Origin of the sequence: Brachybacterium sp. FME24, assembly GCF_014897705.1 — a bacterium.
Classification (GTDB): domain Bacteria; phylum Actinomycetota; class Actinomycetes; order Actinomycetales; family Dermabacteraceae; genus Brachybacterium.
Genome location: NZ_JABUXV010000004.1, coordinates 203,940 through 218,180 on the forward strand (window position 1 = coordinate 203,940; position 14,241 = coordinate 218,180).

Here is a 14,241-nt window from a genome sequence, read left to right on the forward strand (position 1 = left end):
GAGGCCGGCTCGTCGGGTACCGTACAGGCATGAAGCCGCTCTCCACGATCACGGTGTCCTCCGAGCTCCCCGGCCCCCTCGAACCCCTGCGCGAACTGGCCCTGAACCTGCGCTGGACCTGGCGCCGGCAGACCATCGACCTGTTCCGCTCCCTCGATGCGGAGGCTTTCGTCGCCAGCGGAGAGAACCCCATCGCGATGCTCCCGCAGGTGCCCGCCGGCCGCCTCGCCGAGGCGGCACGGGACGAGACCTTCCTCGCGCGGATGCGCTCCGAGGTGGGAGACCTTCGGACCTACCTCGACTCCGGGCGCTGGTTCCAGCGCACGGTTCCCGAGAGCGTCGGTGCAGCCGCTGCCGTGGCGCCGTCGGTCGCCTACTTCTCCATGGAGTTCGGCATCTCCCCGACGCTGCCGATCTACTCCGGAGGCCTCGGCATCCTCGCCGGTGACCACTTGAAGTCCGCCTCGGACCTGGGGGTGCCGATGGTCGCGATCGGCCTGCTCTACCAGTGGGGCTACTTCTCGCAGTCGCTGGATCGTTCCGGGTGGCAGCAGGAGACGTACGAGCACAACGATCCCGCGCAGCTCCCGGTCCAGCCGGTCCGCGCCGGGGACGGCGCGCAGCTCACGGTCGCCGTCACCCTGCCCGGTGGCCGGGAGGTCACCATCGCGATCTGGCAGGCGCAGGTGGGCCGCGTGCCGCTGCTGCTGCTGGACACGAACCTCGAGGTCAACGACGACGAGGCCCGGCAGATCACCGATCGCCTCTACGGGGGCGATCACGAGCACCGCATCGTCCAGGAGATCGTGCTGGGCATCGGCGGCGTGCGCGCGGTGGACGCCTACGCGCAGGCCACCGGAACTCCGTCGCCGACGGTGTTCCACCTCAACGAAGGTCATGCCGGGTTCTCCGGGCTGGAGCGCGTGGGCCGGCTCATGCAGAGCGGCGCCGGATTCTCCGAGGCCCTCGCCGAGGTGCGCGCCGGCACCGTGTTCACCACCCATACCCCGGTCCCTGCCGGCATCGACCGCTTCGAGGCCGACCAGCTGCGGCAGTACCTCGGCGCCGATGACTCCGGGATCTCGCATCTGGTGCCCTCGTTGCCGGTCGAGGCCGCCCTCGCGCTCGGCATCGAGGAGGGCGGGGACGTCTTCAACATGGCTCAGCTGGGCTTTCGTATCGCCCAGCGCTCCAACGGTGTCGCCAAGCTCCACGGGGCCGTCTCCCGCGCCATGTTCCAGGACCTGTACCCGGGCTTCGACGTGCCCGAGGTCCCGATCGGCTCGGTCACCAACGGTGTGCACCGTCGCACCTGGACCTCCCCGGCCATGGACGACCTCTTCAAGAAGGCGCTCGGTGACGTCGACGTCTCCTCTCTCAGCGACTGGAGCGCGCTGGCGACGCTGAACGACCACGAACTCACCGAGACCCGCAATGCGCTGCGCGCCGACCTCGTCACGATGGCCCGCACCCACGTCAAGGAGTCGTGGCTGCGCCGCGGCGCCGACGAGGCCGAGCTCGCCTGGACCGGGACCATCCTGGATCCCGGCGCACTGACCATCGGCTTCGCCCGTCGGGTCTCGACCTACAAGCGTCTCACCCTGATGCTCTCCGACCCCGAGCGGCTGAAGCGCATCCTGTTGGATTCGGAGCGCCCGGTCCAGATCGTCATCGCCGGCAAGTCCCACCCGGCCGATCGCCCCGGCAAGGAGTTCCTCCAGCAACTGGTGCAGTTCGCCGACGAGCACGGCGTGCGCCACCGGATCGCGTTCCTGCCCGACTACGACATCGCCATGGCCTCCGTGCTGATCGCCGGGTCGGACGTGTGGCTGAACAACCCGGTCCGTCCCGAGGAGGCCTCGGGCACCTCCGGGATGAAGTCCGTGCTCAACGGTGGCCTCACCTTCTCCGTCTCCGACGGCTGGTGGGACGAGATGAAGGACGACGAGGCAGGGTGGACCATCCCCACAGCCGACGTCGAGGACCAGGGTGAGCGGGACCGGCTCGAGGCCGAGGCGCTGTACGAGATCCTCGAGAGCCGGATCGTGCCGCTGTTCTACGAGCGCGACGCCCGCGGTCTGCAGCGAGGCTGGATGACCACGGTCCGCTCCTCGCTGGTGCGGATCGCCCCGCAGATCACCGCTGCCCGGATGGTCCGCGACTACGTCACCGAGCTGTACCTGCCCTCGCTCCGATCCGCCTCCGCCTTCGCCGCCGACCCGTCCCTGGCCGGCGCATTCACCGCGTGGAAGGCCGACGTCCAGGCCGCCTGGTCGAGGGTCGCCGTCACCGGTGTGACCCTGGAGGGCGCTCACGGCGATGCGGTCTCGACCGGCGCCGAGGTCAGCGTGGTGGCAGACGTCGAGCTGGCCGGGCTGCGGGATGCGGACGTGCTCGTCGAGGCGGTGCTGGGACCGATCGGCGCCGACGATGAGATCATCGATGCTCAGCTGATCCCGCTGCAGCACGGGGACGACGGTCGCTGGGCCGCTCGATTCGCGCTCACGGTCCCCGGCGAGGTGGGATACACCGTGCGGGTCACCCCGCAGCATCCGGTGCTCGCCCATCGCGCCGAGCTCGGGCTGGTCGCCACCGCCTGAGCCGCCCGCAGTACCCGAACGGAAGGTCCCGACCCTGTGCCGAGCCGTCGTGCGCTCCTGCTCTCCACTGCTGCGATAGGAATGGTCGGGGTCGGGGCCCTGCCCGCGTGCTCCCGGGAGGAGCCCGCCCCACTCGACGACGCCGACACCCTGCGGATGCGGGTGTGGGACGACGCCGCGGCCTCGGCCTATGAGACCTCGCTGGAGGCGTTCACGGGGGACACCGGCATCGCCGTGGAGGTCGAGGTGATGGTCTGGGACGACTACTGGAAGCAACTGCCGCTCGACGTCGCGTCCCAGTCACTGCCCGATGTGCTGTGGATGAACACCGCCCACCTCGCGGAGGCCCAGGCCAGCGGCCAGCTGCTCGAGGTCGGAGGGATCGCGGGGGATGCGGTCGCGCAGTGGGAGGAGGTCGCCACCGATCTGTACCGCGTGGACGGTTCGTTGTGGGGAGTGCCGCAGATCTGGGACCAGAGCATCGTGGTCGCCCATCAGGATCTCGTGGCCGCCGCCGACGGCGATGCCTCGGCGCTGCGCTTCGAACCAGGTGCGAGCAGTGATCCGCTGCGGGACCTCGCGCGCACGCTCACGGCGGACGGGGACGGGCGTCATCCCGGGGACGAGGGCTTCGACGCCGCCGCCCGAGCCACCTTCGGTTTCGGGTCCCATCCGGATCGCACCGCAGTGCTGGGCCCCTTCATCGCCTCTGTAGGCGGAACCTGGCAGGACGAGGAGTCCGAGTTCGCCTTCGCCTCGGAGCAGGGCGTCACCGCCGTGCAGTACCTCGCGGATCTCGCGGCGGAGCACCTCGCGCCGGCGGGTGCCGAGACGGTCGCCGATCAGGGTCTGTGCCAGAGCCTCTTCCTCGAGGGGAAGCTCGGCCTGCTGCAGACGGGCACCTACGATCTGCATGCTCTCGCGGAAGGCGTCGCGGGAGCCTTCTCCTGGACCGTCCATCCGCCGGTCGCCGGGCCCGAGGGGGTTCACCCGCTGGTGCACGCGGTTGCCGCGGTCGGTGTCGATCCGGACGACGATGCACGGGAGGCGGCGATCGGAAAGCTGCTGACCTGGCTCGGCAGTGTTGAGGGGCAGCGTCCGCTGGCCGAGAACCGCCTCGGCGTCCCCGCCCACCGAGAGCTGCTCACCGTGTGGCAGGACACCTGGAAGGCCGAGGGCGTCGACGTCTCCGCCGTCGGAGAGGTCCCGGAAGGCATAGCCCTGCCGGAGACGGGCAGCCGTTCGGCCGCCGGCACCGGCGCGGCGCTGCCGATCATCGCAGAGGTCTTCCGCGGCGAGACCACCGCAGACGAGGCCCTGCCGCGGGCCCAGGAGGCGGCGCGCTCGGCGATGGGGTGAGCCATGTCGGCAGTGCGCGGATCCTTAACCGGGAGGCGGCGGTGCGGGTAGGAGGCGGCGCAGTGCGTCCGTGTCGCCGTCGACGCTGGCCCCGGCGGCGACGGCACGCTCGAGAGGGAGCGCTCCCTGGAGGAGGCCGACGAGAATCTGACCCGGCCCGTGGATGACAGCCACTGGGTCTCGGTCAGGCGACGGCGGATCTACTGCGATCACCCCGTGACGGGAGGTCGCGTCGAAGCCATCGTCCAGGTCGCCGAATCGTACGGTCGCCTCGGGGAGATCGGGATCGCGGTCGCGCAGGAGATGACGCGCCGGCAGTGCCAACCAGTGCATCTGGAAGTGGGCGTCGGCCGGGGCGTTCGGCACTGTCGGTGCTCCCCACCTCAGGAGCTCGCGCACCACTGCCTCGAGCGCCCGCCCGCGCTGCGTGAGACGGTACGGCCACGTGCTCGCAGGTCCGTCAGCGGACGCTCGTTCCAGGATCCCGTGCTCGTCCAGGGTTCGCAGACGTGCGGACAAGAGGTTCGGCGCGATCCCCGGCAGGCCCCGCTGAAGCTGCGAGAAGCGCCTCTCCGGGCTCAGCAGGAGCTCTCGCACGATGAGCAGCGTCCAACGATCACCGACGACATCGAGCGCTCTGGCCACCGCGCACAGTTGTCCGTAGGACTTCACCGGGCCCCCTTGACAGACTCGTTCATCTACTAGAGATTCTATAGTAGATCACCGTCGATCTTCCTGAAGGGACACGTCATGACTCTCCTGAACTCCCCCTCCGCCCCGAACCTGCTGCAGGAGTACTACGCCATTCTGACCGGTGGCCTCTCGTCCTACGCCGACGGGGCCACGCTGCGCCCCCTCCTGTCCGAGCACCTCGACTTCACCGGCAGCCTCGCCGGGCACGTACCGGACGCCACCGAGGGATTCCTGCAGGGTGTTGCGGGATTCATCGGTGCGGTCAGCGCGATCGCGGTGCGTCGCGAGGTCCACGACGCCCAGGGTTCTGCGGTCCTGTACGACGCGACGCTTCCCGGAGGCATCGTGCGCATGACGGAGTTCTTCACCTTTGCCGGTGGAGTGATCTCCACGCTCGATCTGCAGTACGAGGGTCAGGACTACCTCGCCAAGGGTGGCCGATGAGTACGGACCGAGGCGATCTGCTGGCGCGGATTCGGCGAGGACTGCCCGTCGGAAGGCCCGTGCGGGAGGTCCCGATGTTCGGCGGCACGGCGATCATGCTCGAGGAGACGATGCTCGTCTCCGTCGGGCGAGATGGTTCGCTGCTCGTGCGCGTCGACCCCGAGGACCACGCAGCACTGCTCGGACGCGCCGGCGCTCGCCCTGCTGTGATGGGGAAGGATCGGCCGATGGGGCCGGGCTGGCTCACGGTGGAGGCGCGAGGGCTTCAGAGCGATGACCTACTCATCGGGTGGCTCGAGATCGCCCTCGCCTTCCATTCCCGCTGAGGACTCCCGTCACTGCCCGGAGAGCCCGCTCAGCCCTGGGCCTTGACGCGGATCATGCCCTCCTGGGTGACCGTTGCGACGAGATCCCCCGCACGGTCGAACAGCTGCCCGTGGGTCAAGCCGCGCCCGCCGGAGGCCGAGGGGGAGCGCTGCACGTACAGCAGCCACTCATTGGCGTTCACGTGGCGGTGCCACCAGATCGCGTGATCGATCGTCGCCATCCGCAGCCCGGGCGTGATCCAGCTCAGCCCCTGCCGGCGCAGGATCGGCTCGAAGGGCGTGTAGTCGCTGGCGAAGGCGAGGATCGCGTCGTGCAGCAGCGGCTCCGTCTCCACCGGGGCGAGGGTGCGCATCCACACCATCTGCGTGTCTGCAGTGTCGGAGGCGGGGTCGGGCCGGAGGTAGATGGGGTCGGTGACGTGGCGGATGTCGATCGGGCGCTGCTCCGCCCAGTAGCGGGCCACCGGGTGCTCGATCCCCTGGAGGACCTCCGCGGTGGTGGGCAGTCCCTCCGGATCGGGCGCCTCGGGTGCACGCTCCTGATGCTCGAGGCCGTCCTGGAGCTCCTGGAAGGACGCGGTCATCGCGAGGATGGTGCGCTCGCCGTCATCAGCGGTGCGGCCCGGCTGCGTCGCCAGCACCCGGCGCACCGAGAAGGAGCCTCCGTCGCGCAGCGCATCGACCTGGAAGCGGATGGGATGGGCCGGATCGCCCGGGGCGAGGAAGTACGAGTACGTCGAATGGATGCGCCGGCCCTCCGGCACGGTGCGGCCGACGGCGGTGACGGCCTGTCCCATCACCTGCCCGCCGAACACATGGCCGCCCGGATGCGGCGAGGAGTCCCCCTCGTACGCCGCGACGGTGGCCGGGGTGGCGAAGGCGGGGGCGATGTCGATCTCGCGCAGGTCGAGCAGATCGACCAGTCCTGCCGCGATGGCCGCCGGGTCATAGCTGGGGGTCGTCATGGCCATGATCGTACTTGCCGCTGGACGCAATACCATGCTGACCATGGTCAACAGCTCTGCTCTCGACATCGACGTGCCCGTGCGCTGGACGGACCTGGACGCCTACGGACACGTGAACAACGCGGCCATGGTGCGGCTGCTGGAGGAGGCGCGTATCGGCGCCTTCTGGAAGGCGCCGCCGGAGCAGGTCGCACTCGGTGCCCCCGTACCGGCGGCCGCGCTGCCCGGCGGCGGGGCAGGATCGCCGATCAGCACCGTGATCGCCTCGCAGCGCATCGAGTACGTGCGCTCGATGGGCCACCGACGGGACGGCGCGGTGGTGCGATTGTGGCTCTCGCGCCTCGGCGGGGCCAGCCTGAGCGTGGACTATCTGGTGCTCACGCGTGATGACCCCGAGGGGGCCTCGCCCTATGCCCGCGCCCGCACCGTGGTGGTGATGGTCGATGCCGCGAGCGGGGCGCCGGTGAAGATCGATGGCCCCACCCGCGAGCATCTGCAGGGTTTCACCGGGGAACCGCTGATCTTCCGTGACTGATCAGGTCAGGTGGCCGGGGATGACCTGCCCGGCCGCAGGGGCCTCGCCGCCGTCGACCGTGTTCACCAGCGAGTGCGCGGCGCGGTCCACGTAGTCCCCGAGGGTCTCCGCATGCAGCGGCGCCAGGTCGAGGGAGTCGATGGCCGCGCGCATGTGACGCAGCCAGGCGTCCCGCGCTGCGGGGGAGACGGGGAACGGCGCGTGGCGCATCCGCAGACGGGGGTGGCCGCGCTGTTCGCCGTAGGTCTTGGGACCTCCCCAGAACTGCTCGAGGAAGGTGCGCAGGCGCTCCTTGGCCCCGGTGAGATCCTCCTCCGGGTACATCGGCCGCAGCAGCGGATCCTCGGCGACGCCCGCGTAGAAGCGGTCGACGAGCGCTGCGAAGGTGGCGTGGCCGCCGACGGCCTCGTAGAAAGAGATCTGAGCGGGCTGCTCGGGCTGAGCGGGCTGATTGGGCACGGGGATTCCTCGGGGATCAGGGCTGGGTGGTCTCGGAGAAGCGGGGCAGGGCGAAGGAGATGCCGGCCTCCGCGAAGGCGTCTCGAGCCCTGCCGCGCAGTTCGCGCTCCAGCGCCCACTGCTGGCCGGGGGCGGTCTGGATGATCACGCGCCGCTGGTAACGATTGCCGTCCATGTCGAGCATGCCGCTGATATCGGCCGGGGACTGGATGACCTCCGACCAGTGCTCGTCCTTGGACAGCTCCAGGGTGACCGACCTGAGCACCTTGGTGACTGCGTCGTCGTCCGCCTCGGCGTCGATGTCCAGGACCACCACGGCGTTGGAGAAGCCACGGGAGTAGTTGCCGACGCGGATGATCTCGCCGTTGCGCACGGTCCACAGCACCCCGTCGATCCCGCGCACCTGGGTCACCCGCAGGTTGATCCCCACCACGGTGCCCTCGGCGTATTCGAGGTCCACGTAGTCGCCGACCGCGACGATGTCCTCGAAGAGCATCACGATGCCGGCGACCACGTCCTTGATGATGGTCTGCGCGCCGATACCGGCGGCCAGCCCGATCACGCCGAGCGAGGCGATCACCGGGGCGATGTTCACCCCGATCTTGTCCAGGATCATGACCAGCGCCACGGCCCAGATCATCAGGTGCGCCACATTGCGGGCGACGCTCGAGAGAGTCTCGGCCCGCTGCTCGCGTCGTGCCTGCGCGGCCTTCTGGGCGCGGGCGTCGCGCTTGACGACGGTGCCGGCGACGCTCGAGAGCTTCGTGCCGGAATCCGCCATGGTGCGGAAGAAGCGGCGCAGCAGCCAGCTGGCGGCCACGCTGGCGAGGGTCGCGGCGATCAGGATCACGACGATCAGCACGCCGCTGCTGGCCAGCCAACCCACCAGGGAGTCCACGAGGGTCAACGCCTCGTCCGTCCCGGGGTTGGCGAGAAGGGGTCCGATGTCGATGGGGTCCTCAGGCATGGCCCGACCCTAACGCCCGCCGGTGCGAAGAGTCTTCAGGGCGGGGGTCAGCAGCAGCCCCACGAGATAGAGGCCACCCAGCACGATCGTGATCACGCCGACGGGCAGTGTCGTCGGCAGGACGTGCTGGGCGACCAGGTCGGCGCCGCCCAACAGCACCGCACCCATGGCGGCGCTCGCACCGAGCGGGATCCCGGTGCCGTTGACCAGGCGCTTCGCGAGCTGTGGAGCGGACAGCGCGACGAAGGCGATCGGTCCGGACAGGGCAGTGACCGCAGCGATGAGCACGACCGCCAGCAGCAGGATGCGGCGTCGGGTGCGCTCGACCGCGACGCCGTGCATGGAGGCCAGATCGTCACCGAGCTCGAGTTGACGCATCAGGGGTACGCAGAGGACGAGGGCGGGGACCACGAGGAGCAGCAGGATCAGCACCGGCACGAGCCCGGCCCAGTCGATCAGAGACAACGTGCCGGCCCCCCACATGCTCGCGGCCATCGCGACCTCGTCCTGCACCTGCAGCAGGATCCACACGTTGATCGCGTGCAGCATGGCCGAGATGGCGATGCCGACGACGATCAGCCGGAATCCCTGCACCCCGCCCCGTCGCGCCAGCAGGTACACGACGACAGCCGTGCCGAGTCCACCCGCCAGCGCGCCGACGATCGTCGTCGCCCCGCCGAGCACGCCGCTCACCGTCGGGCCCGCCACCAGACTCAGCAGCAGAACCCCGGTGTACGCGCCGGTGGAGAAGCCCAGCACGTCGGGGGAGCCCAGAGGGTTGCGGGTCAGGGTCTGGAAGATCGCCCCCGACAGGGCGAGCGCGGCCCCGAAGACGATCGCAGCCAGCGCGCGCGGCAGCCGCCAGTGCAGCACGATGGTGCTCGCGAAGCCCCCGTCGCCCGCCAGCGCCCGCAGCAGGTCCCCGAGCCCCAGCGGGTAGTCGCCGCGGGAGAGGGAGACCAGGGTCAGGGCGAGGGCGAGCCCCACCAGCACCGCGACGACGACGGCATGGCGGGAGCGGCGCGCGGCGACCGTGGTGCTCACAGCCCGCTCGCCCGACGCCGACGGACCAGGATGATCAGGACGGGCGCCCCGAGCAGAGCGCTGATGATGCCGACCGGGACCTCTCCGGGCCACCTCACCAGGCGGGCGATCACGTCGGCCAGCACCATGATCACCGCGGAGAGCAGTGCCGCCAGCGGCAGCAGGCGCGTCTGGTCCGGGCCCACGATCCACCGGGCGACGTGCGGGGCCATCAGACCGAGGAAGACGATCGGTCCCGCCAGGGCGGTCGCTGAGCCTGCCAGCAGGGTGATCGCCAGGACCATGAGGACCCGGGTGCGCTGCACGTTCGCACCGAGGGAGGCGGCCATGTCCTCCCCGAGGCCGAGCGTGTTCATGGGCCCGGCCAGGAGCAGGGCGAGGACCACGCCGATCGCGACCACCGGCAGCGCGGGCAGCGCGGTCTCCCAGCCGCGCTGCGAGAGATCCCCGCTCTCCCAGACCAGCAGGATCGAGTACTCCCGGGGATTGGACAGGCGGAAGGCGGAGGTGAGGCCGGCCAGCACCGCGCCGAGCGCCACTCCAGCCAGGGTGAGGCGCTCGGGGGAGATCGCCCCCGCGCCCAGGGTGCCGATCATGAACACTGCGAGAGTTGCGAGGAACGCCCCGACCAGGGAGGCCGCGACGAAGACGAGGGGTGAGGAGACTCCGAGCAGCACGATCGCGAGCACGACCGTGAAGGCCGCACCGGCGTTCACCCCGAGGATTCCCGGTTCGGCCAGTGGATTGCGCGTGAGCACCTGCATGAGCGCCCCGGCGAGGCCCAGAGCGGCGCCCGCGGCCACCGCGATCACGGTGCGCGGGAGCCGCAGATCGATGATCGCCGAGTAGTCCTGCACTGCGATGCCGAGGGCCTCGGCACGCTGCGAGGCGGACTGCCCCGAGCCCAGGTCAGTGGCAGCATCGAGCAGGATCCGGCTCACCGTCGCCGGGGGCACCAGGCGGGAGCCGAGGTACAGGCTCGCGGCGCTCAGCAGCACCAGGGCGAGCAGCGCGATGCTGACTGCGATGAGACGGCGTGGGCGCGCAGGAGCGCCGCCGTCGCGGTGACGACGCAGGGCGGTCGTGGGTGAGCGTCCGATCACAATCTGCTTCCCGAAGGGCTGAAGGGCCTGTTCGCCCCGTACGAGGTAAGGGTAGCCTCGCCTCCGGTCCGTCCGGGACCACCCTTCACCTCACGGAGCACCCACCATGATCTCTCGCCGCAGCCTCTTCGCCGTCCTGACCGCCGGGTCCGGTCTCGCGCTCGCCGCGTGCAGCGGCTCCGACGCCGACAGCACCGGTGGCGCCTCCGATACTGGCGCCGAGACGGGGGACGGTGGATTTCCGGTCCAGATCGCCACCACCTTCGGCCCGGTCACCGTGGACGCCGCCCCGCAGCGCATCGTCGCACTGGGCTGGGGCGATGCGGAGACCGCGCTCGCGCTCGGCGTGCAGCCCGTCGGTGCCTCCGACTGGCTCGGCTTCGGCGGCGAGGGCGTCGGCCCCTGGGCCGATGGCCTGTACGAGGAGTCGCCGACGATCATCGAGACCCTCGAACCTTCGTACGAAGCGATCGCGGCCCTGACGCCTGACCTGATCCTCGATGTGAAGAGCTCCGGTGACCAGGAGCGCTACGACCGGCTCAGCCAGATCGCGACCACCATCGGTGTCCCCGACGGGGGCACGAACTACCTCACCACACCGGAGCAGCAGCTGGACATGATCTCCCGGGCGCTGGGTCGCTCGGACGGCGCCGAGGCACTGCAGCGCGAGCTCGACAGCGTCTTCGTCCAGGCCGCCGCCGAGCATGCCGACTGGGAGGGCAGGACGGTGGCTGCGGCCACCCGCACCTCCGAGGGCTGGGGCGCCTACATCGAGGGCACGGAGCGCGTGGAGTTCCTCGAGCGGCTGGGCTTCGTGCTCTCCCCGCAGATCGCCGAGCTGCCTGTCGGTGCCTCCGGGTTCTCCGTGGACATCTCCGCCGAGCAGCTCGATCTGCTCGACGCGGATCTCGTCGTGGCGTTCCCGATCTTCCTCGAGGCCTCCAAGATCACCGAGGACGCCCAGTGGAAGCAGATCCCGGCTGTGGCCGACGGCCGCTCCGTGGTCATCGACGGCGACCTGTCCTCGGCGTACTCCCTGGGTTCGGTGCTCTCGAGCACGTACGCCGTGAAGCAGCTGGTGCCTCTGCTCGAGGAGGCGCTCGGCGCCTGACTCCGAGCCCCGAGAGGCCCGACGTCAGAGTGTCAGCGCATCACAGCATCAGGCCGTCACTCGACGTCCGCAGAGCGCACTCGCTCCTGGCGCGCCACCGTGTCGCGTCCCTCGATGACGATGCGGCGCAGCCCGAAGGGGGCCTCCTCGCCGTCGGCGAGCCAGGCGTCGGCGTCGTCCAGCACGTTCTGGTCCCCGTAGGAGGACGGGAAATAGCCCGAGACGATGCGGTGGGCGATCTCGTGCGAGCGCTCCTGCCAGACCTGCTGGATCACGGAGAAGTACGGCTGGCGGTACGGGGCGATCAACGAGTCGTCGACGACTCGGCGGAACCCCTGGATCACCGCAGTGATCGACTCGTTGGCCAGGGTGTCCTTCTCGACGGTGCGGCGCCAGGCCTTCGCCTTGGACGCCTCCGTCGGCAGAGCGGCGCGTGCGGTCAGTGCGCTCTTGCGGCCGGACTGGGTGTCGTCCGAGGCGAGCTGCTCGTCGATCCCGGTGGCATCGATCCCGCCGAGGACGGCGAGGGAGATCACGAGCTTCCAGCGCAGATCGGTGTCGATCGTGCGGCCGGGCAGCTCGATGGCTCCCTCGAGCAGGCCCTCGAGGCTACGACGGTGCTGCTCGGTGCGGGCCAGTCGCGCGAACGTCTCCACGAACTGGAGCTGGGCGTCGGAGCCTGCCTCAGCGGCCGTGGCGAGCGTCCAGACGGCGCTCGCGGCGGCCTCGGTGCGCATCTCCCGCTGGTCGGGGGCGGCGTAGGAGCCCGCGACGGTCTCCAGCTGCTGCAGCAGGGTGCGGACCACGGAGGAGGAGTCCTCCCCGGTGAGGTGGGCCAGCACGAGCGTCTGGAAGCGACGACTGGGAAGTTCACCGTCGCGCACCATGTCCCAGGCGGAGGACCACAGCAGGGTGCGGGCCAGCGGGTCGTCGAGATCCCGCAGATGGTCCATCGCCACCGCGAGGGAGGCGTCGTCCAGGCGGATCTTCGCGTAGGCGAGGTCCCCGTCGTTGACCAGCCACAGATCGGCGCGCTCCCCGGTCAGCTCCGGGACCTCGGTGAGGGCGCCGTCGACGTCGATCTCCACCGAGGCGGAGCGCACGAGCCTTCCGTCCTGCACGGAGAAGCCGCCCACCTGCAGGCGGTGGGGGCGCAGGGTGCGGTGCTCCTCGGGAGCGGTCTGCTCGATCGCGAAGCGGGTCACCGCGCCGTGCGGGTCGTCCCCCTCGCGCTCGATCAGCGGGCGCAGCGTGTTCACACCGGCGGTCTGCAGCCACAGCTGCGACCAACTGCTGAGATCGCGGCCGCTGGTCGCCTCGAGCTCGACCAGCAGGTCCGTCAGCTCGGTATTTCCCCAGGCGTGCTTGGCGAAGTAGGCGCGCACCCCGGCGAAGAACTCCTCGCGGCCGACGTAGGCGACCAGCTGCCGCAGCACCGAGGCGCCCTTGGCATAGGTAATGCCGTCGAAGTTGGTCTCGACCGCCTCGAGGTCGACCATGTCGGCCACGATCGGGTGGGTCGAGGGCAGCTGGTCCTGCTGGTAGGCCCAGCCCTTCTCGGACAGGGCGAAGGTGGTCCAGGAGTCGGTCCAGCGAGTCACCTCGGCGCTCGCGAGCGTCGAGGCGTACTCGGCGAAGGACTCGTTCAGCCACAAGTCGTCCCACCAGCGCATGGTCACCAGGTCGCCGAACCACATGTGGGCGAGCTCGTGGAGGATCGTGAGATCGCGGCGTTCGCGCACGGCGTCGGAGACGTCGGAGCGGAACACGTAGGACTCGACGTAGGTGATGGCGCCCGGGTTCTCCATCGCGCCCATGTTGTACTCCGGCACGAATACCTGGTCGTACTTGCGGAACGGGAAGTCCTGGTCGAAGGCCTCCTCGTAGAAGTCGATGCCGAGCTTCGTGATGTCGATGACGTTGTCCGCATCGACGTGCTCGGCGAGCGAGGCGCGGGCGAAGACGCCCATCGGCACGGTGCGGCCGTCGCGGGTGGTGATCTCGCCGGTGCCGCCCTGGTAATTGCCGGCGATGAGCGCGACCAGGTACGTGGAGATCCGTTCGGTGGGCTCGAAGGCCCAGGTGGAGGTGCCCTCACGGTGCTCGAGAGGAACGGGCTGCGGAGTGGGGGCGTTGGAGATGACCCGCCAATGATCCGGAGCGGTCACGGTCAGGCGGAAGGCGGCTTTGAGATCGGGCTGCTCGAAGCAGGCGAACATGCGACGGGCGTCGGAGACCTCGAACTGCGTGTACAGGTAGACCTCGTCGTCGACCGGGTCCACGAAGCGGTGCAGGCCCTCACCGGTGTTCATGTAGGTGCCCTCGGCGAGGATGCGCACGACGTTCTCGCCCTCGGCCAGGGCCGGCAAGCGCACTCGGGCGCCGTCGAAGCGGGAGGCCGGGTCAGGCAGGAGCTCGCCGTTGAGCTCGACCTCCTGCACGGTCTTCGCAATGAGGTCGACGAAGGTCTCCCGCGCCTCGCTCGCGGAGAAGCGGATGGTGGTCTCGGTGCGGAACGTCTCCGGGCCCGTCGTGAGGTCCAGACGGATGTCGTAGGAGTCGGTGCTGAGGAACGAAGCGCGGCTGCGCGCCTCGTTGCGCGTGAGGTTCTCGGATGCCATGGGCTCCATCCTGC

Annotated in this window: 13 protein-coding genes; 6 read left to right on the plus strand and 7 right to left on the minus strand. The window is 70.0% G+C overall.

Annotated elements, in window-relative coordinates:
• Positions 1-29 precede the first annotated feature (29 nt).
• Both glgP and INT51_RS06055 read left to right on the plus strand, forming a co-directional pair.
• Positions 30-2,600: an alpha-glucan family phosphorylase gene (gene glgP / locus INT51_RS06050; RefSeq protein ID WP_193104305.1), complete on the plus strand. Its 2,571-nt coding sequence runs from the start codon at positions 30-32 to the stop codon at positions 2,598-2,600.
• Between the two features lie 36 nt (positions 2,601-2,636).
• Positions 2,637-3,959, plus strand: coding sequence for an ABC transporter substrate-binding protein (locus INT51_RS06055; protein WP_304502093.1), 1,323 nt, complete (start codon positions 2,637-2,639; stop codon positions 3,957-3,959).
• Between the two features lie 24 nt (positions 3,960-3,983).
• Here INT51_RS06055 and INT51_RS06060 read toward each other — a convergent pair whose 3' ends face one another.
• Positions 3,984-4,631, minus strand: a complete 648-nt coding sequence (locus tag INT51_RS06060; RefSeq protein ID WP_193104306.1) for a winged helix-turn-helix transcriptional regulator — start codon at positions 4,629-4,631, stop codon at positions 3,984-3,986.
• Between the two features lie 78 nt (positions 4,632-4,709).
• Here INT51_RS06060 and INT51_RS06065 point away from each other — a divergent pair, with 78 nt between their 5' ends.
• Both INT51_RS06065 and INT51_RS06070 read left to right on the plus strand, forming a co-directional pair.
• Positions 4,710-5,096 (plus strand): hypothetical protein, encoded by a 387-nt coding sequence (locus INT51_RS06065; protein WP_193104307.1) that lies wholly within the window; start codon positions 4,710-4,712, stop codon positions 5,094-5,096.
• A complete protein-coding gene (locus INT51_RS06070) occupies positions 5,093-5,422 on the plus strand; it encodes a TfoX/Sxy family protein (protein WP_193104308.1) in 330 nt (109 codons plus the stop codon). The genes INT51_RS06065 and INT51_RS06070 overlap by 4 nt, the downstream gene beginning before the upstream one ends.
• A gap of 29 nt (positions 5,423-5,451) precedes the next feature.
• Here the strand turns inward: INT51_RS06070 and INT51_RS06075 are convergent, their stop codons facing one another.
• Positions 5,452-6,387 (minus strand): acyl-CoA thioesterase II, encoded by a 936-nt coding sequence (locus tag INT51_RS06075; protein WP_193104309.1) that lies wholly within the window; start codon positions 6,385-6,387, stop codon positions 5,452-5,454.
• 43 nt (positions 6,388-6,430) lie between these two features.
• On the opposite strand from INT51_RS06075, the gene INT51_RS06080 reads away from it, so the two are divergent.
• On the plus strand, positions 6,431-6,922 hold the full coding sequence (locus INT51_RS06080; RefSeq protein ID WP_226832010.1) for a thioesterase family protein: 492 nt from the start codon (positions 6,431-6,433) through the stop codon (positions 6,920-6,922).
• Here the strand turns inward: INT51_RS06080 and INT51_RS06085 are convergent, their stop codons facing one another.
• From INT51_RS06085 to INT51_RS06100, 4 genes are read right to left on the minus strand one after another with little or no spacing between them, the layout of a single operon-like run.
• On the minus strand, positions 6,923-7,381 hold the full coding sequence (locus tag INT51_RS06085) for a globin (protein ID WP_193104311.1): 459 nt from the start codon (positions 7,379-7,381) through the stop codon (positions 6,923-6,925).
• A 16-nt stretch (positions 7,382-7,397) separates the two neighbouring features.
• A complete protein-coding gene (locus INT51_RS06090) occupies positions 7,398-8,348 on the minus strand; it encodes a mechanosensitive ion channel family protein (protein ID WP_193104312.1) in 951 nt (316 codons plus the stop codon).
• Between the two features lie 9 nt (positions 8,349-8,357).
• Entirely contained in the window at positions 8,358-9,392 is a 1,035-nt protein-coding gene (locus INT51_RS06095) for an iron chelate uptake ABC transporter family permease subunit (protein ID WP_193104313.1), read from the minus strand.
• Positions 9,389-10,495, minus strand: coding sequence for an iron ABC transporter permease (locus INT51_RS06100; protein ID WP_304502094.1), 1,107 nt, complete (start codon positions 10,493-10,495; stop codon positions 9,389-9,391). The genes INT51_RS06095 and INT51_RS06100 overlap by 4 nt, the downstream gene beginning before the upstream one ends.
• A 106-nt stretch (positions 10,496-10,601) precedes the next feature.
• On the opposite strand from INT51_RS06100, the gene INT51_RS06105 reads away from it, so the two are divergent.
• On the plus strand, positions 10,602-11,606 hold the full coding sequence (locus tag INT51_RS06105; RefSeq protein WP_193104314.1) for an iron-siderophore ABC transporter substrate-binding protein: 1,005 nt from the start codon (positions 10,602-10,604) through the stop codon (positions 11,604-11,606).
• A 56-nt stretch (positions 11,607-11,662) separates the two neighbouring features.
• Here INT51_RS06105 and pepN read toward each other — a convergent pair whose 3' ends face one another.
• Entirely contained in the window at positions 11,663-14,227 is a 2,565-nt protein-coding gene (pepN, locus tag INT51_RS06110; RefSeq protein ID WP_193104315.1) for an aminopeptidase N, read from the minus strand.
• Between the last annotated feature and the right edge of the window lie 14 nt (positions 14,228-14,241).

What these genes read in the sequence shown, in the direction of transcription:
- glgP (WP_193104305.1), top strand. Translation starts at nt 30, where the DNA reads ATGAAGCCGCTCTCCACGATCACGGTGTCCTCCGAGCTCCCCGGCCCC.
- INT51_RS06065 (WP_193104307.1), top strand. Translation starts at nt 4,710, where the DNA reads ATGACTCTCCTGAACTCCCCCTCCGCCCCGAACCTGCTGCAGGAGTAC.
- INT51_RS06070 (WP_193104308.1), top strand. Translation starts at nt 5,093, where the DNA reads ATGAGTACGGACCGAGGCGATCTGCTGGCGCGGATTCGGCGAGGACTG.
- INT51_RS06075 (WP_193104309.1), bottom strand. Translation starts at nt 6,387, where the DNA reads ATGACGACCCCCAGCTATGACCCGGCGGCCATCGCGGCAGGACTGGTC.
- INT51_RS06080 (WP_226832010.1), top strand. Translation starts at nt 6,431, where the DNA reads ATGGTCAACAGCTCTGCTCTCGACATCGACGTGCCCGTGCGCTGGACG.
- INT51_RS06090 (WP_193104312.1), bottom strand. Translation starts at nt 8,348, where the DNA reads ATGCCTGAGGACCCCATCGACATCGGACCCCTTCTCGCCAACCCCGGG.
- INT51_RS06105 (WP_193104314.1), top strand. Translation starts at nt 10,602, where the DNA reads ATGATCTCTCGCCGCAGCCTCTTCGCCGTCCTGACCGCCGGGTCCGGT.
- pepN (WP_193104315.1), bottom strand. Translation starts at nt 14,227, where the DNA reads ATGGCATCCGAGAACCTCACGCGCAACGAGGCGCGCAGCCGCGCTTCG.